Source organism: Actinomadura sp. SCN-SB (assembly GCF_043906805.1).
In the GTDB taxonomy this organism is placed as follows: domain Bacteria; phylum Actinomycetota; class Actinomycetes; order Streptosporangiales; family Streptosporangiaceae; genus Spirillospora.
Genome location: NZ_JBIMPP010000019.1, coordinates 76,925 through 96,542 on the forward strand (window position 1 = coordinate 76,925; position 19,618 = coordinate 96,542).

The 19,618-nt window shown below is 67.0% G+C and carries 13 protein-coding genes, 2 tRNA genes and 1 pseudogene; 3 read left to right on the forward strand and 13 right to left on the reverse strand.

Annotation, left to right across the window (positions count from 1 at the left end; genetic code table 11):
• Window positions 1-151: 151 nt before the first annotated feature.
• The 5 genes from ACGWYJ_RS15270 to rmuC form a co-directional block, all read right to left on the reverse strand.
• On the reverse strand, window positions 152-3,340 hold the full coding sequence (locus tag ACGWYJ_RS15270; RefSeq protein WP_395106625.1) for a type I restriction endonuclease subunit R: 3,189 nt from the start codon (window positions 3,338-3,340) through the stop codon (window positions 152-154).
• On the reverse strand, window positions 3,337-4,503 hold the full coding sequence (locus ACGWYJ_RS15275) for a restriction endonuclease subunit S (protein WP_395106626.1): 1,167 nt from the start codon (window positions 4,501-4,503) through the stop codon (window positions 3,337-3,339). Before ACGWYJ_RS15275 ends, ACGWYJ_RS15270 begins: the two co-directional genes overlap by 4 nt.
• Window positions 4,496-6,103 carry a type I restriction-modification system subunit M gene (locus tag ACGWYJ_RS15280; protein ID WP_395106627.1) on the reverse strand — a complete coding sequence of 536 codons (1,608 nt, stop codon included), beginning with the start codon at window positions 6,101-6,103 and terminating at the stop codon, window positions 4,496-4,498. The genes ACGWYJ_RS15275 and ACGWYJ_RS15280 overlap by 8 nt, the downstream gene beginning before the upstream one ends.
• A gap of 26 nt (window positions 6,104-6,129) precedes the next feature.
• Window positions 6,130-8,229, reverse strand: a complete 2,100-nt coding sequence (locus ACGWYJ_RS15285) for a hypothetical protein (protein ID WP_395106628.1) — start codon at window positions 8,227-8,229, stop codon at window positions 6,130-6,132.
• Between the two features lie 63 nt (window positions 8,230-8,292).
• Window positions 8,293-9,855: a DNA recombination protein RmuC gene (gene rmuC / locus ACGWYJ_RS15290; protein ID WP_395106629.1), complete on the reverse strand. Its 1,563-nt coding sequence runs from the start codon at window positions 9,853-9,855 to the stop codon at window positions 8,293-8,295.
• A 389-nt stretch (window positions 9,856-10,244) separates the two neighbouring features.
• Here rmuC and ACGWYJ_RS15295 point away from each other — a divergent pair, with 389 nt between their 5' ends.
• Window positions 10,245-10,802 carry a DUF4352 domain-containing protein gene (locus ACGWYJ_RS15295; RefSeq protein WP_395106630.1) on the forward strand — a complete coding sequence of 186 codons (558 nt, stop codon included), beginning with the start codon at window positions 10,245-10,247 and terminating at the stop codon, window positions 10,800-10,802.
• A 547-nt stretch (window positions 10,803-11,349) separates the two neighbouring features.
• On the opposite strand, the gene ACGWYJ_RS15300 is transcribed toward ACGWYJ_RS15295, so the two are convergent.
• Together ACGWYJ_RS15300 and ACGWYJ_RS15305 are read right to left on the reverse strand one after the other, a co-directional pair.
• Window positions 11,350-11,441, reverse strand: a tRNA-Ser gene (locus ACGWYJ_RS15300).
• Window positions 11,442-11,547: 106 nt separating this feature from the next.
• A complete protein-coding gene (locus tag ACGWYJ_RS15305; protein ID WP_395106631.1) occupies window positions 11,548-11,979 on the reverse strand; it encodes a hypothetical protein in 432 nt (143 codons plus the stop codon).
• A gap of 715 nt (window positions 11,980-12,694) precedes the next feature.
• Between ACGWYJ_RS15305 and ACGWYJ_RS15310 the strand changes: the two genes are divergently transcribed.
• Window positions 12,695-13,648 carry an oxygenase MpaB family protein gene (locus ACGWYJ_RS15310; RefSeq protein WP_395106632.1) on the forward strand — a complete coding sequence of 318 codons (954 nt, stop codon included), beginning with the start codon at window positions 12,695-12,697 and terminating at the stop codon, window positions 13,646-13,648.
• 69 nt (window positions 13,649-13,717) lie between these two features.
• On the opposite strand, the gene ACGWYJ_RS15315 is transcribed toward ACGWYJ_RS15310, so the two are convergent.
• Window positions 13,718-14,191, reverse strand: a complete 474-nt coding sequence (locus ACGWYJ_RS15315) for a nitroreductase family deazaflavin-dependent oxidoreductase (RefSeq protein WP_395106633.1) — start codon at window positions 14,189-14,191, stop codon at window positions 13,718-13,720.
• Between the two features lie 542 nt (window positions 14,192-14,733).
• Between ACGWYJ_RS15315 and ACGWYJ_RS15320 the strand changes: the two genes are divergently transcribed.
• Window positions 14,734-14,806, forward strand: a tRNA-Arg gene (locus tag ACGWYJ_RS15320).
• Window positions 14,807-14,878: 72 nt separating this feature from the next.
• Here the strand turns inward: ACGWYJ_RS15320 and ACGWYJ_RS15325 are convergent.
• From ACGWYJ_RS15325 to ACGWYJ_RS15345, 5 genes and pseudogenes are all read right to left on the reverse strand, one after another.
• Window positions 14,879-15,859 carry an IS30 family transposase gene (locus ACGWYJ_RS15325; protein WP_395106634.1) on the reverse strand — a complete coding sequence of 327 codons (981 nt, stop codon included), beginning with the start codon at window positions 15,857-15,859 and terminating at the stop codon, window positions 14,879-14,881.
• 433 nt (window positions 15,860-16,292) lie between these two features.
• Entirely contained in the window at window positions 16,293-16,556 is a 264-nt protein-coding gene (sepF, locus tag ACGWYJ_RS15330) for a cell division protein SepF (RefSeq protein WP_395106635.1), read from the reverse strand.
• A 206-nt stretch (window positions 16,557-16,762) separates the two neighbouring features.
• Window positions 16,763-16,868: pseudogene (locus ACGWYJ_RS15335) on the reverse strand (IS30 family transposase); the annotation flags it as partial.
• 95 nt (window positions 16,869-16,963) lie between these two features.
• Window positions 16,964-17,242: a hypothetical protein gene (locus ACGWYJ_RS15340; RefSeq protein ID WP_395106636.1), complete on the reverse strand. Its 279-nt coding sequence runs from the start codon at window positions 17,240-17,242 to the stop codon at window positions 16,964-16,966.
• A gap of 346 nt (window positions 17,243-17,588) precedes the next feature.
• The gene (locus ACGWYJ_RS15345; RefSeq protein WP_395106637.1) at window positions 17,589-19,445 is read right to left on the reverse strand and encodes an AAA family ATPase; all 1,857 of its coding nucleotides are present in this window, start codon (window positions 19,443-19,445) and stop codon (window positions 17,589-17,591) included.
• Window positions 19,446-19,618: the final 173 nt, after the last annotated feature.

Genomic DNA, 19,618 nt, shown 5'->3' on the forward strand with positions numbered 1-19,618 from the left:
ATGCGGAGATCGGCGGATTCGAGGGTGAGTTCGCTCGGGTGGCTGTCGGCGGCGGCGAGGTCGTTGAGGAGGCACCGGGTTTGGTCGGGCACGACGGCGCTTTGACCGAGGTCGGCACGGCTCAGTTTGATGCGGATCTTCGGTTGCCTGTTCAGCGGTCGGCAGCGGGGGACCACTCGTCGGCGAAGGTTTCGAGTTGCTCGATGACCTTCTGGATGGCGTCGGGCTGCTCTTCGGGCGGGTAGCCGTGCTTGGCCAGGAGGCGCTTGATGATGGAGCGGAGCTTGGCTTGGACGTCGTCGCGGGCGGTCCAGTCGGTGGACAGGTTGCGGCGGACGGCCTTGACCAGATCGCGGGCGATGGCGGCGAGCCGGTCGTCGCCCATCAGGGCTCGGACGGTGTCCTTGGCGGCGACCGCGTCGTAGAAGGCGAGCTCGTCGTCGCTGAGGGCCGGGTTGAACTGCCGGCCTCGGTTGGCGTCGGCGGCGACCTCCTTGGCCATCGCGACGAGTTCGGCGATGATCTCGGCGGCGGTGAGGTTCTGGTTGGTGTACTTGCGCATCAGGTCCAGCAGGCGGTCGGAGAAGCTCTGCCGGCGCACGATGTTGTGCTTGGTGACCTTGCGCATCTCTTGCTGGACGAGTCGGCGCAGTGCCTCGATCGCGATGGCGGGGTGCTTGGCGGCCTGCATCTTCTTGATGTAGGTCTCGTCCAGGTGGGACAGGTCCGGCTGGTCCAGGCCGGCTTCCTTGAACAGGTCGATGACGTCTCCGGCCTCGATCGCGCTCGCGGTGAGCTGCTTCAGGTACAGCTCGACCTCGGCGGGGACGGGACGGCCCTCGGCCTGGCGGCGGGCGGCGTCGAGCTTGACGACCACCACGCGCACGTCCCGGAAGAACGCGATGTCGTCGCGGACGTCGTTCAGGTCGCCGCTGGTCGCGCACACGGCGTAGAGGCGTTCGAGGCGTCCGGCGCAGCGCAGGAACTTCTCCTTGAGCGTCTCCTTGTCGGGGTCGGAGGCGTCGGGCTGGTTGAGCGGGTGCTGCGGGTTCCAGATGTAGTCGGCGGTTCCGGTGACGGCGTCGCGGTGAGCGGTGGGCGTCCCGGCTCGCAGGGTGTGGCGCCAGGGATGGTCATTGAGTAGTACACCGATGCCGTCGAGGAGGTCGCGGACCTTGGTGATCGCCTCGTCCAGATCGCGGCCCATCGGCTTGTTGTGCTGGTCGTCGGTGGTGTACTCGGCCAGCGCCGCGATCAGGTTCTCGTGGAGCGGCGCGTAGCCGACCATGAGGCCGTCCTGCTTGTTGCGGAACGTACGGTTCACTCGCGCCAGGGTCTGCATGAGCTGTGCGCCGCGCATCGACCGGTCCAGGTAGAGGGTGTGCAGCGGGGGCGCGTCGAAACCGGTGATCAGCATGTCCTTGACGATGATCATCTCAAGCTCATCGCCGGCGTCCTTCATGCGCCGCTGGACGGTCTTCTGCTCGCGGGGGCGCAGCCGGTGCCTGCGGAGCTTGTCGGGGTCGCCGGTGGACGAGCTGTAGACGACCTTGATCTTGCCGGTGTTGACGTCATCGGAGTGCCAGTCCGGCTTTATGGCGATAATCTGCTCGTACAGATCGGCGCAGATCTCCCTCGTGCTGCACACGATCATCGCCTTGCCGGGCGCGTCGATGAACGGCCGCATCGCCTCCGACCGCGTCTCCCAGTGTTCGACGATGCTGGCCGCCAGCTTCTCCAGCCGGGCGGGTGCACCGTAGACGGCGTTGAGCGTGGCGGTGGCGTGCTCGACCCGCTTGCGTTCGGTATCGTCCAGGCCCTCGGTCGCCTTGTCGGCCTCCTCGTCCAGCTTCTCAGGGTCCAGTCCCTCGGGCAGTTCGAGCTGGATCAGGCGGTTCTCGTAGTAGACGGGCACCGTGGCGCCGTCCTTGACGGCCCGAGTGAGGTCGTAGACGTCGATGTAGCCGCCGAAGACATCCTGGGTGTTGCGATCGACTTCGGAGACCGGCGTGCCGGTGAAAGCGATCATCGTCGCGTAGGGAAGCGCGTCGCGCAGGTGCCGGGCGTAGCCGTCGAGGCTGTCGTAGTGGCTGCGGTGCGCCTCGTCCACGATCACGATGATGTTGCGGCGGTCCGACAGGAGCGGGTGCGCCCGTCCGGCGTTCTTCTCCTCGGTCGTCCTGCTGAACTTTTGCAGGGTCGTGAAGTAGATGCCGCCAGTGCGCCGGTTGGACAGCTCGGTGCGCAGGTCGTTCCGGCTGTCGACACGGACCGGCTTCTCCGGCAGCAACTCGCTGGCGTTGAAGCCGGCGAAGAGCTGGTCGTCCAGGTCGTTGCGGTCGGTGATCACCACAATGGTGGGATTACCGAGCGCCGGGTGCTTGAGCACCTGATTGGAGTACAGCTCCATCTCGAACGACTTGCCGGACCCCTGGGTGTGCCAGACCACGCCGGCCTTGCCGTTGCTGCGCACCGCCTCGATCGTCTGACCGACCGCCTTGGACACGACGATGTACTGATGTGGCTTGGCGATCCGCTTCTGCAACCCCTCATCCGACTGGGCGAACGCAACATAGCCGGTCAGCAGCTCCACGAACCGGCGGTGGTCGAACAACCCATGCAGCGTCAGGCACAGCTCGCTGTTCTCCCACTCGGCCGCGGGCTGCTCCACGGGCTTGCCCGCCTCGTCGACGTTCCAGGGAGCGAAGTGGTTGTAGGGGGTGAACGCGGTGCCGTACCTGGTGGTCACACCATCCGAGACCAGGCACACCACGTTGCAGCGGAACGCCTCCCACATGTCCTTGACGTAGGCCATGAGCTGGGCGTGCGCGGCCTCGGGCGTGGCCCGCTCGTCGCTCATCTTCTTCAACTCGAAGACCGCGACCGGAAGCCCGTTCATGTAGAGGACGACGTCGAAGCGGCGCCGCTCCTCGCCCTTGACGACCATCACCTGGTTGGCCGCCACGAAGTCGTTGCGGTACGGATCGCTCCGGTCGATCAGATGGACGGTCGGATGCTGCTCCGCGCCGTACTCATCGACGTAGCTGATGCCGCGGATTCCGTTGGTCAGGTATCCGTGGATCCGGCGGTTCTCCGCCTTCGCGTCCTGCGACTGCGGCGACAGCACCAGCGTGACGACCTCGTCCACGGACGAAGCGGGCAGGTCCGGGTTGATTCGGACGATCGCGTCCCGCAACCGGCTCGGGATGATCAGCTCGTCCCAGGACTCCCGCTCACCCGAGCCCACGGCGATCTGCCTGCCGTGCTTGTACTCCCAGCCGAGCTCGCCAAGCGTGCCCAGCACGTCATGCTCGAAGTCGGCCTCGCTGTAGCCGCTCATACGGCATCCTCCACGACCTTCTCCGCGTCCCTGATCCTGACCCGGCCCGACATGAGCTTCGGCAGCAGCGTGTCCCTCAGCTCAGCAAGAGTGCGGTTTTCTTCCTCCATTTGATCCTGGAGCTTGAAGTGAGGACGTGCTTGCTGGGCGAGTTCTATGGCAGCTTCGACCTCGGGAATCCAAACCTTGGTTGATAGCGCGATGTCTCGATTCAGGCCAGGTATTGCCGAATCTCCGACCTCATCTCGTAGTGGCGTTTTTTGGAGGAGGAGGAAGAGAAATTCCATAGGCAGAGTCGACCTTTTGGGGGTTACGTAGAATGCTGTGTCAATTGGCCAAAAGTCGCAGTTCGACCAAGAAACAGAACCTGCGTTGGCCCCCTTGCGTCCGATGATAATGCCTGGGCCGGACACGAGTGGACGGTTGTGGCTACCTGATATTCCATTGCCGCCGAATATGGGAACTTTTCCGGGCGTCCGGTCGCTCGTCTTCAGCGCCTTGCCGTAGTGAAGTTCGACTATCTCGCGTAGTTCTACTTGCCGCGATTTTCTGGTCGTGATGCTTTGGGAAAGTGTTTCGAGGATCTGCCTAGAGGTCGCGGCGATGCGGTCGTTGACGGCGATCTTGTCGTCGAGCGCCCCAAGTATTGCTGCAATGGCTTTTTGGGTAACGAGCGGTGGTCGTGGGACTTGCAGCTTACGAATTGATGTCAGTGGAGTTGCGATTCCTGGCACGCCGACAGTGGATGAGTTCTCCAGTATGGAGTGCTGCCCTTTTGGTGACTGGAACCAGTAATAATAGAATTCAGGAATTGCCTTCGATTGATCGAGGCGTGTCTTAACCTGACTAGAGCAGATGACGTACCTTCTGAACCGTGGATTACGCGGAATCATAGACACCTGTCCGATGGTTCCCCGGTGGGTGAATACCAGGTCGCCTGGGCGGACATTGGCGGACGGCAATTCATCCGCTTTTTCAGGTGAAATGTAAACGAAATCACTATCGTGAAAAATCCCCTTAGTGAGATTTATGCCGCGCGTCAGCGGGACTCCTGAATCCCTATAGTCTCTTTGGGTGAGCTTGGAGCCAAAAGGGCCCATCGAGAAGGCGGATTTTTCGGGCGCGGCCAAAGATTCGTACGCTACGAATTCCCACTCAGACATCGAGGTTCTCCAGCTGCTTCCTGATCGTCTCTTCGAGGCGGGCGGACTCTTCGAAGTGGGTGAAAAGTTCCTTGGTGAGGCGGTCGATCTTGTCGGCGATGGGCTCGTCGTCCTCTTCGGCCTTGGGGGCGCCGACGTAGCGGCCGGGGGTGAGGATGTGGTCGGCTGCGCGGATCTCGTCGGTGGTGGCCGAGTAGCTGAAGCCGAGCTCGTCCTCGTACGTCAGGCCCGCCTCGCGGGCACTGGGGGTGCCGCGCCAGGCGTGGTAGGCATTGGCGATTTTTGCGATGTCGTCGTCGGTGAGGATGCGCTCGGTGCGGTCGATCATCGTGCCCATGGTGCGGGCGTCGATGAAGAGCGTCTGGCCTTGGCGGTCGGTGTGGCCGGCGCGGGCGGATTTGTCCTTGGTGAAGAACCACAGGCACGCGGGGATCTGCGTGGTGCGGAACAATTGCGGGGGCAGCGCGACCATGCAGGCGACGAGGTCGTTCTCCACGAGGGCGGTGCGGATGTCGCCTTCGCCGGACTGTTTGGAGGACATCGAGCCGTTGGCCATGACGACGCCGGCGCTGCCGCGGGTGCCGAGCTTGGAAATGATGTGCTGCATCCAGGCGAAGTTGGCGTTGCCCGCCGGTGGGGTGCCGAAGCGCCAGCGGGGGTCGTCGGTCCGGCGGTACCAGTCCGACATGTTGAACGGCGGGTTGGCCAGGATGTAGTCGGCCTTGAGGTCGGGGTGGCGGTCCTCGTAGAAGGTGTCGGCCCACTTGGTGGACAGGTCGCCGCCGATGCCGTGGATGGCCAGGTTCATCTTGGCCAGTCGCCAGGTGCGCTCGTTGGCCTCCTGGCCGTAGACGGCGATGTCGTCGCGGCGTCCCCGGTGGTTGAGGACGAACTTCTCGGCCTGGACGAACATGCCGCCCGAGCCGCAGCACGGGTCGTACACCCGCCCCTTGTAGGGCTCAAGGATCTCCACCAGGACCTTGACGACGCTGGCGGGGGTGTAGAACTCGCCGCCGCGCTTGCCTTCGGCGCGGGCGAACCTCTCCAGGAAGTATTCGTAGACCTCGCCGAGCACGTCGCGGGCGGACTTGCCGTCGTGTCCGGTGAATCGGGCGTCGCTGAGCAGGTCGACGAGTTCGCTGAGGCGTCGCTGGTCGACGTTGTTCTGGTTGTAGATGCGGGGGAGGACGCCGGCCAGGGACCGGTTGGTCTTCATGACCGCGTCCATCGCGGCGTCGATCAGCTCGCCGATCGCGCCGGACTTGGCCTGCGCCGCCAATTCGGGCCAGCGGGCCCCCTCGGGAACCCAAAAGACGCCCTCGCGCTCGTACTCGTCCTTGTCGTCCAGGAACGACTCGTGTCGCGACTCCGGCACGCCGTCGGCGATGAGTTCGTCACGGATCTGGCCGCGGCGTTCGGCGAAGGCGTCCGAGACGTACTTGAGAAAGACCAGGCCGAGGACGAAGTCCTTGTACTGGGCGGCGTCCATCGAGCCGCGGAGCTTGTCCGCGGACTTCCACAGGATCGCCTTCAGCTCCGCCATCGTGGACACGCCTGGCAGTTCGGTTTGTCCGGCGGGGGCCTTCTTGCGGGGCGGCATCTATCTCCTCTATTCGGGTCGTCGCGTCAGACGATGGGGTTGGCGAGGGTCAGGGTTCCGTCGGCGAGGCCGGTGGCGGCGATGCGGCGCAACTCGTCCAGGGCGGCGATCTCGCGGCGGGCGCGGTCTTGGCGGTCGTCCAGGTCGGCCAGCAGACGGTCCAGCCGCTTCACCTCGGACGGAGGCAGCAGCGGCAGGGCGAGTTCCTGGAGGCGCTGCGCCGGCCGGATGGCTCCGTCCGCCCGTCCCGCGCGGTCCAGCAGGGCGGCGAGCACGCGCGGGGTGAAGTGCTTCCTGCCGCCCTCCTCGATGCGCAGGATACGGGCCGGGAACTCCACCACCGAGTGACCATCGTGGTCGACGGCGGCGGACGGACGCGGCGCGGTGGTGATGATGACGTCGCCTGGCTTGCTATGCCGGGCACCAGGGCAGGTTCTCTCGAACTCGATACGGTCGACGCGTCGGCTACCGGGTGCGCTCTCACCGAGGACTTCCGGAGGGCCGAAGACGGCATAGGAGTTCGTTGTGTTCACCGTGCTGGAAGCGGGGCGGATGAGACCGGTCGGCAAGCGCGTGCCCTTGCGCAGCGACAATGCCTTCGGTCGGCCTCCGCCGGAAAGCTCCGCGATGGTCGCGGTGCGCGGCGGACGCGGCCTGGGGACGGCGGACAGATCACTGTTGAGGCGGGGCGCGTCCGGCCGGGCCTCCCATGCCACGCGCTCCAGTTCAAGCGCGCGAGCAACGCGTTCGGGCACGTCCCAGCGCAGATCGTCCTGCGACGGCAGGTAGCGCGGGAGCATCGGACGCGGCGAGGCGATCAACGCGCTGACCGGGGTCGCGACGGTGTGGACACGGCGATGAGCGTCAGGATCGAACCGCTCGTCGCGCCAGGCCACCACGTCGGTGATGAGGGCGTCGACCAGCCCAGAAGTGAGAGCGCGGTCGGAAACGTCCGCCAGCAGCACCTTGCCGCGCTCCCCCACCGCGTAGTCGGCGGTGAGCACCCACAACGCGAGCTCGTATCCGGGGCGGTAGGGCACGAGCCCGCCGGGCAGCCGGATGACGGCCTTGACCGAACCGGAGGCCAGGAGTTGTCCGCGCAGGACCCCGGCATCACTGGTCGGGTCGAGCGCGGTGGTGGTGTCGGCCGGCGCGACCACGATCGCGGTCGCACCGTGGGGCAGCGGCAACAACACGTCGTTCAAAGCGTTCAGTGACAGCGCGGCGGAGCGTTCCTCGGCCGGGCGGTAAGGCAACTGGGTGACGACGATCGTGGCCTCGTCCAGGCAACCCTCTGGGTCGGTGCGCACCTCGTACTCGACCTCGGGGACGTCGCGGACGGCCAGGCGCCGCCGGGTCAATCGCGCCGCCACCGGGTCGCCGCAGCAGGCGGTGACCCGCAGGAGCTGGTCGTCGCGGAGCGTGCCGGCGACCGCGATCAGCAGGTCGCCGACTCCGGCGTACGGGTCGACGAGCCGTACCTCGCCGTCCCGGTCGGCGCGGGCGCGGGCGTCGGCCAAGCCCGCGACCAGCGACTCCAGCACCGGATCCAGCCGACTGGACGACAGGTCGGCCGCGCCGAGGCGATCGCGGACCTGCATGATCCGTTCGGACGCCCCCTGGGTGCTCCAGGCGGCCTCCACCAACTCGTCCACCGCGGCCGGCAGCCAGGACGCGCGCAGCCCACGGATCTCCGAGGCCAGCAGGTCGTCGTCCGGGTCGGACTCGTCCGCCCGCTCCCGCAGGCGCGCCATCAGGCCCGGCGCCCCGTCGTCGAGCGGCTCGTCGCCGGACAGGTGCCGGAGGCAGATCAGCGCGGTCAGCGTGGGGATCAGCGCGCTGGACGGCAACCGGGCGCCGAGCCGGGCGAGCGTGTGGATCCGAAGGTCCCCTTCGATCTCGCTCCGCTTGGCCCGCCCGGTCTCGACCAGCCAGTCGACGACGCGCGCGGCGTCGAAGAGCTGCTGTCCCCGCTCTTCGGTCGCCGGCTGCGGGAAATCGGGGTAGCGGCGGCGCCAGGTGCTGACGACCGGCCTTTTCACGTCCGCCAGCTCGGCGATCTCCGTCATGGACATCAGGAGCGCCTCGTCACGGGCGACCTGCACCGTCAGCACCTCCCTTCCCACGCGCGATCGATGGTAAAGCAATATCCTTGTCCGAACCATCAAGTCGACCGATAACAACCCTTATCAATCACTTTCTCCGATCACCTCGGATTCGTATTCCGTGGACTCCATCGCCTGGACGGGAGGCTCGGCCGACGCCGCCTCCAACAGTTCCGGAGCCTTCAGGGACCGGACGGAACCGTTCGCCTCGGTCAGCCGATGCAGGTCCTCATCGACGACCCTCAACTCCTTGAACTTCCGTGCCGTCACCATCACGCGGCCTTCGAGCGAGGCGATGGCCTCGTTGTAAGCCTTCACCGAGCCGTCCAGAGAGTTGCCGAGCCGCTTGAAGTAGGTCGCCATCGTCGTGAGCCGCCTGTGCAGTTCGCGGCCCAGATCGTGCACCTGGCGGAGGTTCTCCTGCAGCGCCGCCTGCGTCCACGCGATCGCCACCGTGCGGAGCATCGCGATCAGCACCGTGGGCGTCGCGATGACCACACGCTTCTCCGCCGCGTACTCCACCAGGCGGGGGTCCTTGTCGAGCGCGGCCTGCAGCAGCGCCTCGCTCGGCAGGTACATCACCACGAACTCAGGGCTTCCGGCGACGTGCCAGTAGTACTCCTTGCCCGCCAGCGTGTCGATGTGCTTGCGCACGTGCCGGGCGTGGTCGGCCATGCGGCTGTCCCGCTCGGCGTCATCGGTGGTTTCCAGGGCATCCAGGAACGCGGCCAGGGACACCTTCGCGTCCACGACCACCCGCTTGCCGCCGGCCAGATGCACCACCATGTCGGGACGCGACGACCGCTCGTCGCCCTCGATGTGCTTTTGCAGCTCGAAGTCGCAGTGCTCCTTCATGTTCGCCAGTTCGACCGCGCGCTTGAGATGCAGCTCACCCCAGTCGCCCCGGACCTGCGGCTTGCGCAGCGCGTCCGCCAGTGCCCGGGCCTGCCTGCTGCTCTGGGCGCTCACCTCCGCGAGCACCTTGAGCTGCTCGCTGAGCCGGCTCTCGTTGTCGCTCCGCTTGGAATCGAAGGTGCTCAGCCGCTGGGCCATGTCCGCCAGCCGCTCAGTGATCGCGCGGCTCGCCGACCCCAGCCGGTCGTCCGCAGTGGCGATCAGCCGGTCCTGCGAGGACTCCAGCATCTTCGTCACGAACGCCTCGAACTGCTCGGTCTGCTGCCGGGTGGTGTCGTCGCGCAACTTGTCCAGCTCCTTGCGCGCCGCCTCGACCTGTTCCTGCTCTCGGCGCAGTCCTTCGCACTCCTGGCGGGCGACCGCCAGATCCTGCTTGGCCTCCGCCAGGGTCTGCTTCTGCCGGTCGACATCCCACTGGAGCCTTGCCGCGGTCTGCTGGCTCTGCTGCAGCCGCTCCTCGAGGGAACGGATCTGCTGAACGCTTTCCTGCACCGACTCCTTCAGGAGCGCGTTCTCCTTGTCGGCCGCCTGGAGCTTTTCCCGCGTCGTCTCCAGGTCGCGGTCGAGTCGTACCGCCTGCTCAGCCCGCTCGTTGTACCGCGCGGCCAGATCCGCCGAGGATGCGTCCGCCCGTTCGGCTCGGCTGCGGGCCTGGTCCCGTTCCGAACGCAACTCGTCGGCCTGCGCCCGTGCCTGGTCACGCTCGACCCTGACGACCTTCTGATCGGCCAACAGCCGGCTCCTCTCCGTAGCGGATCGGCCGCGTGCGAGCGCATAGCCGGTGACACCGGCGAGGGCGCTTGACAACAGACACAGGACGACACACGCAAGAACATTCATGGTGGACCCCCGGGGAAGACGGCCGACGCGGTCCTCGACGACCGGACGGCGTGGGAAGCGGGCGTACGACTCAAGAGGTTCGCGGTGACCTGTGAGCCGCAACGAGCCAGAACGTTACGCCGCCGGGTCGGCCGAATAATATGTATGACTCTGATAACTCGGGTTATCGAGGAAGAGTGATGGCCTACGGTGCCGAGGCTGCCTACGTTGTGGGTCGCCGCGGCAAGCCAATCCGCTCGCCGACGGCGCCACCGGCACAGCCCTCACACCCAGGAGTCGAAATGAGAAAGTCCCTTCTCGTCCTGCCGGTCCTGCTGTCGTTCGCCCTCGCGGCCTGTGCGGGCACCGAGGTGACCAGCAACCCGGACAACAAGCCCGCCGCCTCGCAAGGACAGGAGACCTCGCCGAAGGAGCAGGGCGGCCGAGCCAAGATAGGTGACACCATCACCCTCGACAGCGGCCAGGACGGTCTCAAACTTGAAGTGACCGTCGTGAAGGTCGTCCCGTCGGCCAAGCCCAAGGACGAGTTCAACGTGCCCGAGCCTGGACACCGGTTCGCCGCCGTGCAGATCCGCCTGAAGAACGTCGGCTCCACCACGTACGACGACTCTCCTGGCAACGGCGCGCAGCTCATCGACGACGAGGACCAGCAGTACAACGACAACCTGAACGAGATCGCCCTCGGCCCCTCCATCGGTGCCTCCGTCAAGCTGGCGCCCGGCAGCAGCCGCAAGGGGTACCTGGTGTTCTCGGTCCCCAGGAAGGCCAAGCTCAGCAAGTTCCAGTTCACCCTGGACAGCGGCTTCGGCCCCCAGGCCGGCGAGTGGCTCCTGACGTAGCCGCTCAAGGCGTTGCCTGACCGTCGGTTAACGGCCGGGCGCCATAGAGGCCATGGTGAGCAGCAAGAATGCACCCCTCGCCACTGAAATCTCAGACGAGGGGATGCCTCACCAGCCGCTCATCGTCGGAGTGCGCGGTCAGCGGCATGAGAGGACGTGGCCGAAGGCGTCCGGTCTGTTCGCTTTCTTGGGACACACCCGAAGGTGTCGCGGATACAACTGATGCCCGAACGGTGGCGCATGGCCTCGGATCGAGGGACCTCGACCCTCGCCCTCACGACCTCAGGAAGGCGGTGCGGTAGTCGGTGGGCGTCACACCGACGCTCTGGCGGAAATGCCGGCGAAGATTCGCCGCCGTTCCCAGCCCGCTGCGTCGGCTGACCGGTGGTGTCAACTGGTGGCCTCACCTCAGGTCCAGGACGCTGGCCAGCGGATCGGCGGGGCGCTCTGGGGACCGTCCGAGAGCTGAACTGCAACCAAAACTGCAACCCTGGCCCATACACGACCCAGGGACCCGGTATGCGATCATGCCGGGTCCCTGGTCAGGTGGCGGAGGATCGGGGATTTGAACCCCGGATGGGTTTGCACCCAAACCGCATTAGCAGTGCGGCGCCATAGACCGGACTAGGCGAATCCTCCAGTAGCCCTCAGGCTCACGACAGGTTACCGGTCACCAGCCTAACCGGCAAAGTCCTTATCGGAACGGTTGAGGCCCCGTCCGGGGCGGGGCCTCCAGCGGTATGCGTCAGGTGCCCGAAATGCCGCAGGCGCGGCCGAGCTCGGCGGCGTCCTGGATGAACGAGCTGGTGTTCGTGTTCGGCACGGTGGAGCCTCCGGAGGAGAGGCTGCTGAGCGTCGTGGCGAGCTGCTCGAGGTCGGTGGCGACCTTGCCGGCCGCAGTCTCCACGTCCCCGCCGGCCTTCTGGCCCTCAGAGCGGATCTTGCTGGCGGTGTCACGGAAGAGCTGGGCGTTCGCGCTGGTGCTCGCGCCCGGGTTGGTGATGTCGGGAGAGGCCATCTTGCCCTGGACCGACGACAGCTCGTTCCGGATGTTCCTGCACGCCTCGTCCTTCGCGGCGCCACCGGTGAGCGAGCTGACCGCGCCGCAGGCCGAGGACGCCAGCAGGGCGCCTCCGATGACGAGGGCGCCGACGAGCCTCGTGGTGGACATGCGCATAGACCTTCTCCTTAAACGGGGGCGAGGGGGATCTCATAAGTCACATCTGTCTCTGACGTCACTTCGGCGCACCACCGTAGCGATCGGTTCCCACTCTCCGCGCTGGAATTTGCGACGGTCATCGCACGGCCCGGCACGGGCGCCGCCTCCAGCGCGCCTACGTCACTGGTAGCTGTCCGAGCCCAGTGACGTTGTCTTGGGAGGGGGTGCGGCGCCTTGAGCTCGGCATGTGGTCGTAGAAGCCGCGGAAGAACGGGAACCCGCACTGTCGTCCGCCGGTGCCGACCCCGGCACGCTGAACCTGCGTACCCTGCCGCCGCCGAAGACCGCCACCCACAGTCCGCGCTCCGGCCGCAGCAAGATCGCCGGGGACGCAGGGAATGAGCCGCTCGGGCATGGTTTCCCTCTCAGGCGTACGCCCAGGAGGCCGGTACCGCTGACGACGCCGACCCGCGAAGCCGAGATGGACGCGACCGCCCCGGAGTCGGCGCGACGGCGGGCGCAGCGGTGACCGTCAACCTCTACCGCGCCGTAGGCACGAATCCGAGCGCCAGCGCATAGAAAGCGCATCACGATGCGCCCCCAACCCGCGACCGAACGAGGCGAAGAGCCTGGTCAGCGAGCCTTCGGTGAAGCTTTCGCGAACGCGGCTTGTAAGCGACCACTTATCCGCGTTTAACTGGCGGCGACCGTTCCTCGCAAGGAGGCCGCGCACATGACGACCGACCACATCACGCTGCACACCGGCGCGGACGTGGCCGCGGACACGGCCACGGGCACCACCGCCGTCAGCGGCCCGAGCAATCGCCGCGAACCCGTCCCCTTCGCGCCCGGTTCGATCCTGTGGGAGCAGGTCGGCCTGTACACCTCGGCGATAGCGGGCAACAGCGCGTTCATCCTCCAGGCGATGCATCCCGCCATCGGCACGGTGGTCGACCAGCTGTCCGGCTTCCGCAGGGACCCGATCGGACGGGCGGTGCGCAGCTTCGCCTCCGTCCAAACCTGGGTGTACGGCGGCCAGACCGCGATCGAAGAAGGCAAACGGCTGCGCGAGATGCACAAACCACTCAGCGCCGTGGACGAGAACGGCCAACGGCATCACGCCCTATCGGCAGAACCCTGGGCCTGGGTGCATCTCACCGGTTTCTACGCTGCCGTCACCGCCACCCGCTACTTCGCACCGGCGCCCTTGACCCCGGCGGAGGAACAACAGGTCTACGAAGAATTCCTCAATCTCGGCCGCATCCTCCAGGTCCCCGAGCGGATGTTCCCCGCGACCGTCGCCGACTACTGGGCCTACTTCGACGACATGGTGGAGAACACCCTCGTCGGGCACAAGGTCGCGCACGAAGTCCTGGAACGGATGGACAAGGTCCCGCCCACCGTCCCGGCACCGCTGCGTCCCGCCGTGGCTCCGCTCACCCTCACCGGCGGACGACTTGGCCGCTTCATCACCGTAGGCACGCTGCCGCCCGGCGCGCGGGAAAAACTCGGCCTGTCCTGGAGCCGATCCGACGAGCGCCGGCTGCGGGTCGTCGCCTCCCTCATCGGACGCGGCACCCTCCTCCTGCCCGAGCGCCTCCGCTACATGCCCATCGCGTACCGCGCCCGTGAGGCCGCCCGCGCCCAGCAACGCTTGGAGCAAGCCCTGGCCGAACGCCCGCTCTGACGGCGCTGCCCCGGAGCCGCCGTACGTGTCCCGCCGGTTCAAGCCGCCTCCGGCGGGACGCGAACGGCTTTATCGGCGCCACCGAGGGCTGAGCCGAACCACCGGGTACTCCCGGCCGGACCTGCTCTGGTGTTTGGCGAAGATGGGCTGCTCGGTGATGATGCGCAGCCAAGCCCGCTCTCGGTCGGCTCCCTCCAGCCGTTCTGGCCTCACCGGTATCGCTACACCCCCGGCCAGCTCGATCGACGCCTCCTCCGGATACGCCATCAGGTTGGCGTACCAGTCCGGGTTCTGGCTCCCGCTCCCCATGGCGACGATCAGCCGGACGTGCTCACCCTCGGCGAACCACGCCACGGGCGTCTCCCGTGGCCGGCGGCTCCGGCGGCCCACCGTGTGCAGGATCAGCACGTCCATGCCCAGGGCACGGCCACGGCCCCGCCGGATCCTGCGGTTTATGCGGGCGTTCGACCTCTGCTTCACCCACCGCGAGAACGCCCCCGGTGTACCGGGCTTGCGTGCCCCGGTTCGCTGGCTTTCCTTCATGGGCACCTCCGCCCGATCATTGAATCAGCGTTCGTCGACCACCTGGCCGTCCAGCGCTGTGCGGTTCAGCGGCGCCTCCTGGAGGGAAGGTCGGCGACCGCCGCGCCCATCTGCTCAGTGGACTCCCAGTACCAGGTGTCGCCGTAGCCTCGTCCTCAAGCCGGATCAGCACGGCCCTCACCAGCCCGGGATGCCGCCGGGCCAGGTGCTCCTCCAGGTCGCCCTCGGCGACGGAGTAACGATGCGAACGTACGACCGGCATCCGGCTCCGTGTGAGAACAGATTGACCACCCGCCTCGATACATCCGCTATGCACGCACGATGCGCACCTGACCAGCAGACGGGCCAGCCCGCCTGACGCGCCACCGTCCACCCGTCCCAGGGGACGGCGCGGATGCCCTACACTGGTGGGGTCGCCGCAGCGGAATCAGATGTGCGCACAACCCATGCACGAGGTCTCTGATCCTCGGCGGGACGACTCAAAAGCCTGGATGTTATAATCTTCCGGCACTACAAAAGCCCACTTCAGGGCCATAGTTCCAGCAGCCGTAGCTCAATGGATAGAGCATCTGACTACGGATCAGAAGGTTGGGGGTTCGAATCCCTCCGGCTGCGCACCACGTCAAAGCCCTCTCGTGAACTTCGCAAGGGGGCTTTTCGTTGCGTGTACAGCAGTGAAGCCTGCCCTCAACCGGTGGAAGCAACTCCGCTGGTCAGTAGCTCGGCGAACACTTCCTTGGGCTTCTTGAACCCGAAGATAGCGCGGGGCCGGTTGTTGAGTTCGTCGGCGACGGCCTGCAGATAGTCCGGGTCGCCTGTGATCGCGGTACCTTTGGGGAAATATTCGCGGAGCCAGCGGTTGGTGTTCTCGTTGGTGCCCCGTTCCCACGGCGAGTGCGGATGGGCGAAGTACACCGGCAGGTCGGCTTTGAGGGTGATCGAAGCGTGCTCGGCCATCTCCGACCCGCAGTCCCGGGTCAGCGACCGCCTCAGCACCTCCGGCAGGTCTTTGACCTGGTCGATGACGGCCTCGGAGACGGTCGCGGCGTCCCGTCCGGCCAGCGGCACCAGCACCACGAACCGCGACACCCGCTCCACCAGCGTGGCCACGGCGGTCCTGCCGCCCTTGCCGACCAGGAGATCCCCTTCCCAGTGGCCGGGGACCTGCCGATCGGCGGCGTCGGCAGGCCGCTCGTCGATCCACCGCATCCCGCGGATGCGCGGCGCGCGCGGGGCACGCCCGTGCGCCGGCCGCCGGCGGGTGCGCCCCGACCTCAGCGCCAGGCCCTGCCGGGCCAGCTCGCCCTTGGGCAGTGCATAGATCCAGCCGTAGATCGCCTCGTGGGACACCCTCACATGCTGGTCGGCGGCATGGTCCAAGGGCAACCGCCCGGCCACCTGCTGCGGCGACCAGCCCTGCTTGAGCAGCTCGACCACCACCAGCCGCAGATAGGCATCGGCCTCCAGGCGGCGGGCCTTGGGACACCGCCGCGCCCATCCCGCCGCCCGGTCCGCCGCGGCCGCCCGATACCGCTCCCGCCCGCCATGCCGCACGATCTCCCGGGACACGATGCTCGGGCAACGCCCGATCCGCACCGCGATCGCCCTGTTGCTCACCCCCTCGGCGATTCCACGGGAGATCTCCTCCCGATCAGCCAATGTCAGCATTTCCCGCACCGCCCCCACGGCAGCTCCCCCCAACGATCAACCCGCCGAGCAGAACTACACCAACACAAGATCAACTGCTACGACCGGTTGAGGGCAGGAAGACCTTCGCGTGAAGGCGACCGTTCGGGACAGCATGTAGCAGGAGGATAACCAGCGCTCCCCACGGCGTACCCAGCGCATAGCACATCCCCATGGTGCGCTCTAGTGACCTGCTTGCCGTGTTTTCGGAATACTGAACAGTTAGGGTCACGTGATCAAGGGCAGCTCGGCCGGCGAACCGGTGCACTTGGGACACGCCGGCGCCCTCGATGCGCCAACGCCGTAGCGTCGAGGCCCTTCCTCGACAAGCACCCGAGCCGTGTCTGTGGCCGGGCGTCGTTGTGCGCCGTTCACGCGAACGCGACCTTCAAATGAACGCCCAGAGAGCGTCGAATCAATCGGTGACGTGGGCTAGATCGGGGATGTGCGCGGCAGCGATCCGGGGCCTTACGGGGGGCTGGAGGAGGAAGAGTTTGCGGTCCAGGCGTTCCATTTCGCCGCCCCGTCCGCAGATAAGCCCGGCGCAGAAGTCCACCAGTTGCCTAGCCACATCATCGGTTACATACGTGAGATCCACGAGTACGGGGACACCCTTACGGAAGAAGTGCCCGACGTGGAGCGCCTCGTTGTAGTCCTTCGGACGCAGCGTCTTAATCATGGGTCAAGTCTGCCCATGCCCCGTTGTGTTGCAAAGACCACACCCGTCGTAACCAGCCGACCACTCCCTTGTTCGCTCCTCCGGGTGGCCTACGGCCACGACCGGCCCCCTCCTGACCAGCGCGGAGAGAAAGACCTGTCAGCAGATCGCGCAGGCGCTCGGCTGTGAGCTGCTGGGTGAGGTCTTCGAGGTATGCGGGGCTGTGCATCGGTGTTCTTGGGGCAGTACTGGCGCAGCAGGCCGTTGGTGTTGGCGTTCGAGCCGCGCTGCCAGGTCGCAGAAGTAGACCGGCGCTCCGGTGGCAACGGTGAAAGGGACGGCTGTCGAAGTCAAAGGAAACTTGCCCGGTCCTGGGAGATTCGGTGGTCGCCAATCTGATGTGCAGTCCGCCGTGCCTGCGGGAAGCGTCATTTGACGTCGAATATGACGTTCCCGGCGTCGTGGATGCTGATGACCGTGATCGTGATGGAGCCGACGCGTTCGGTGGATCCATTGGGGATGATGATCACGGGGGATCTGTCCACTTGGATGAACAGTCCGTCGCTGTGGTACTTGATCACCTTGAGCCGGTGGTTCTTCACGTCGATGGTCTCACCGGGTTCGGAGACGACCACGCGGCAGGTGCCGTCCCGGCACGTCGCGTAGCTCGGTGGTACGCCTGTACAGCCGCCGATCAGCAGCGTCATGGCCATTGTGAGGATGGCCGGAATGGGAACGGAACGGGACACGGGAGCCCCTCCCCGTAGGGTCGGCACCTATCGCGGAGACGCGTAACGGCACCCATCAGTTGACCAGCGGCATGTGGAAGTTTTGTGGAGGTTGGGATTTCTCCTCGCTGGAGGAGCGGACTCCATCATAGGCCGGTGGGGTGAGGTGGGACAGGTCGGAGCTGGCCTGAGCGACTCGGTCGCGTGGCGTGGTGGTTCTGCCGGGCGGGACGTGCTTCGCGCAGCGTGTCGGGGGGCGGGGCCGAGTACTACGGACCGAAGGCTCGGCATTCTGTGCGTCGAGCGTGGTGGCGTGTTCGTTCGGTCAGGTGGGGCGGGAATAGCCCAGGCCGTCGCCGATGACCGCGGCGAGGTTGAGGTACGCCTCGCGGGTGGACGTGGCCAGTGCCTCCAGTTCGATCTCGGCGCCCTCTTCGAGGTGGTCGTCGTACGGGATGCGGACGACGGCGCGGCAGCGGCTCTCGAAGTGGGCTTGGAGTTTGTCGAGGTCGACCTGGCTGCGCGTGCGGTGCCGGACCATCGACAGCACGACGACGCCGTTGCGGACGAGGTGGCCGTGGTCGTGGGCCTCCAGCCAGTCGAGGGTGGCGCTGGCGGAGCGGGCGCCGTCCACCGAGGGCGAGCTGACCAGGACGAGCTGGTCGGCCAGTGCCAGGACGCCGGCCATCGCGGAATGCAGCAGGCCGGTGCCGCAGTCGGTGATGCAGATGGAGTAGTACTGCTCCAGGATCACGGCGACCGCGGAGTAGTCCTCGGCGCTGAACGCCTCGCTGACGGCGGGGTCGCGGTCGGAGGCGAGCACTTCCAGGCGGGCGCTGTTCTGGGACGTGAAGGCCCGCAGGTCCGCGTACCGGTGGATCTTGTCGCGGTTGTTGAGCAGGTCCCGCACGGTGGCGGCGGTCTCCAGCTTCACCTTGTCGGAGAGGGTGCCGCGGTCGGGGTTGGCGTCCACCGCGATGACCCGGTCGCCGCGCAGGGAGGCCAGCATGGAGCCGAGGCCGGTCGTGGTGGTGGTCTTGCCGACGCCTCCCTTGAGCGACATGACCGCGACCCGGTGGTGACCGTTGACCACCGGCTGGCGGACGCGGGCGATCAGGTCCTTGCGGCGCAGCTCGGCCTGCGATTCGCCGGGGTGGACGCTGCCGCCCGTGGCCTTGTAGACGGCGCGGCGCCAGCCGGAGGACGGTGCGATGCGGCGTTCGCCGAGGAGGTTCTCGGAGCTGAGGCTTTCGGAGGACTCCGGCGGCGGGGGCTGCTGCTGCGGGTAACCCTGCGGAGGCGCGCCCTGCGCGGGCATCCCCTGGTAGGGGCCTTGCTGGTACGCGGCAGGGCCCGCGTAGCCGGGGGGTGGTGGCCCGTAGCCAGGGTGAGGCTGAGGGTTGTACTGGGGCGCCCCACCGGCGTGCGGGTACTGCGGGGCGCCGCCCTCGGGTGGGCCGTACTGCCCAGGCGGGTACGGCGGCAGTTGTTCCAGCGGCGGCGCGGGCTGGCCGTTAGCGGGCTGTTGTGCGTCTTCCTGGTCCGGCGCGGGTCCGGCTTCCTGCTGCGGGTAGCCGGTGGCGTACGGAGGCGGGAGCATGCCGCCCTCGGAAGGCTGCTGGAGGGGGATGGGCCCGGTGTCGTGGGGCGCCTGCGGAGCCGGGGGGTCGGCGTCGAACGACGGCAGCGGCGTGTAGGGCGGCGGGGTGTTGAAGTTGTTGTAGGCCGGGGGGAAGCCCGGGGGCGGCGGCAGCGGTCCCTGGGCGGCCGGATCGTCCGCGGGCGGAGGGGTCTGCTCTGCCTGGGGAGCCGGCGGGGCCGGCGGCGGAGGAGGCGGGGGCGGGGCCGCGAAGCTGCCCGGTGGGGGGCCGAAGCTCTGCGGCGGCGGGCCGAAGCCTCCGCCGGACGGGGGGTTCTGATAGGGCGGGGGCGCCAGCCAGGGGTTGGACTCAGGCGGGTTGCCCGCAGGCTCGGGCTCGGCCTGGGAGGGCTGCTCTTCGGCGTCGGGCCCGCCGACGATGGTGGCGTCCTCGTCCGGTCCCGGGCGGTCGTCCGAGGACGGGGCGGGTTCGGCGGCGGGCGCGGGCGGGACAGCGGCAGGCTTGGTGGCCTCGCTGTTCATCGCGTCCAGTGACGCCAGGCGCTCCTCCAGGGAACGTCCGTCGTGATCGTTCCTCGCCACCGTCTCTCCCCTCGTGCCACGCCTTCAAGGATCGGTACAAGGCGGGTACGTATTGGCCCATCGGCAGGATACCGGTGCGTCGAATCGGCGCGTCCATCACGAAGATCCGGAACGCCGTCCGGAATATCCCTATGGTCGCCGGTGGTCCCTTCTCTTCCAAGCCCGTTTCGAGG

Bases quoted from the DNA above. Each gene is read 5' to 3' on its own strand.
- ACGWYJ_RS15270 (WP_395106625.1), bottom strand. From the start codon at position 3,340: ATGAGCGGCTACAGCGAGGCCGACTTCGAGCATGACGTGCTGGGCACG.
- ACGWYJ_RS15275 (WP_395106626.1), bottom strand. From the start codon at position 4,503: ATGTCTGAGTGGGAATTCGTAGCGTACGAATCTTTGGCCGCGCCCGAA.
- ACGWYJ_RS15280 (WP_395106627.1), bottom strand. From the start codon at position 6,103: ATGCCGCCCCGCAAGAAGGCCCCCGCCGGACAAACCGAACTGCCAGGC.
- ACGWYJ_RS15295 (WP_395106630.1), top strand. From the start codon at position 10,245: ATGAGAAAGTCCCTTCTCGTCCTGCCGGTCCTGCTGTCGTTCGCCCTC.
- ACGWYJ_RS15305 (WP_395106631.1), bottom strand. From the start codon at position 11,979: ATGCGCATGTCCACCACGAGGCTCGTCGGCGCCCTCGTCATCGGAGGC.
- ACGWYJ_RS15310 (WP_395106632.1), top strand. From the start codon at position 12,695: ATGACGACCGACCACATCACGCTGCACACCGGCGCGGACGTGGCCGCG.
- ACGWYJ_RS15315 (WP_395106633.1), bottom strand. From the start codon at position 14,191: ATGAAGGAAAGCCAGCGAACCGGGGCACGCAAGCCCGGTACACCGGGG.
- ACGWYJ_RS15325 (WP_395106634.1), bottom strand. From the start codon at position 15,859: ATGCTGACATTGGCTGATCGGGAGGAGATCTCCCGTGGAATCGCCGAG.
- sepF (WP_395106635.1), bottom strand. From the start codon at position 16,556: ATGATTAAGACGCTGCGTCCGAAGGACTACAACGAGGCGCTCCACGTC.
- ACGWYJ_RS15340 (WP_395106636.1), bottom strand. From the start codon at position 17,242: ATGACGCTGCTGATCGGCGGCTGTACAGGCGTACCACCGAGCTACGCG.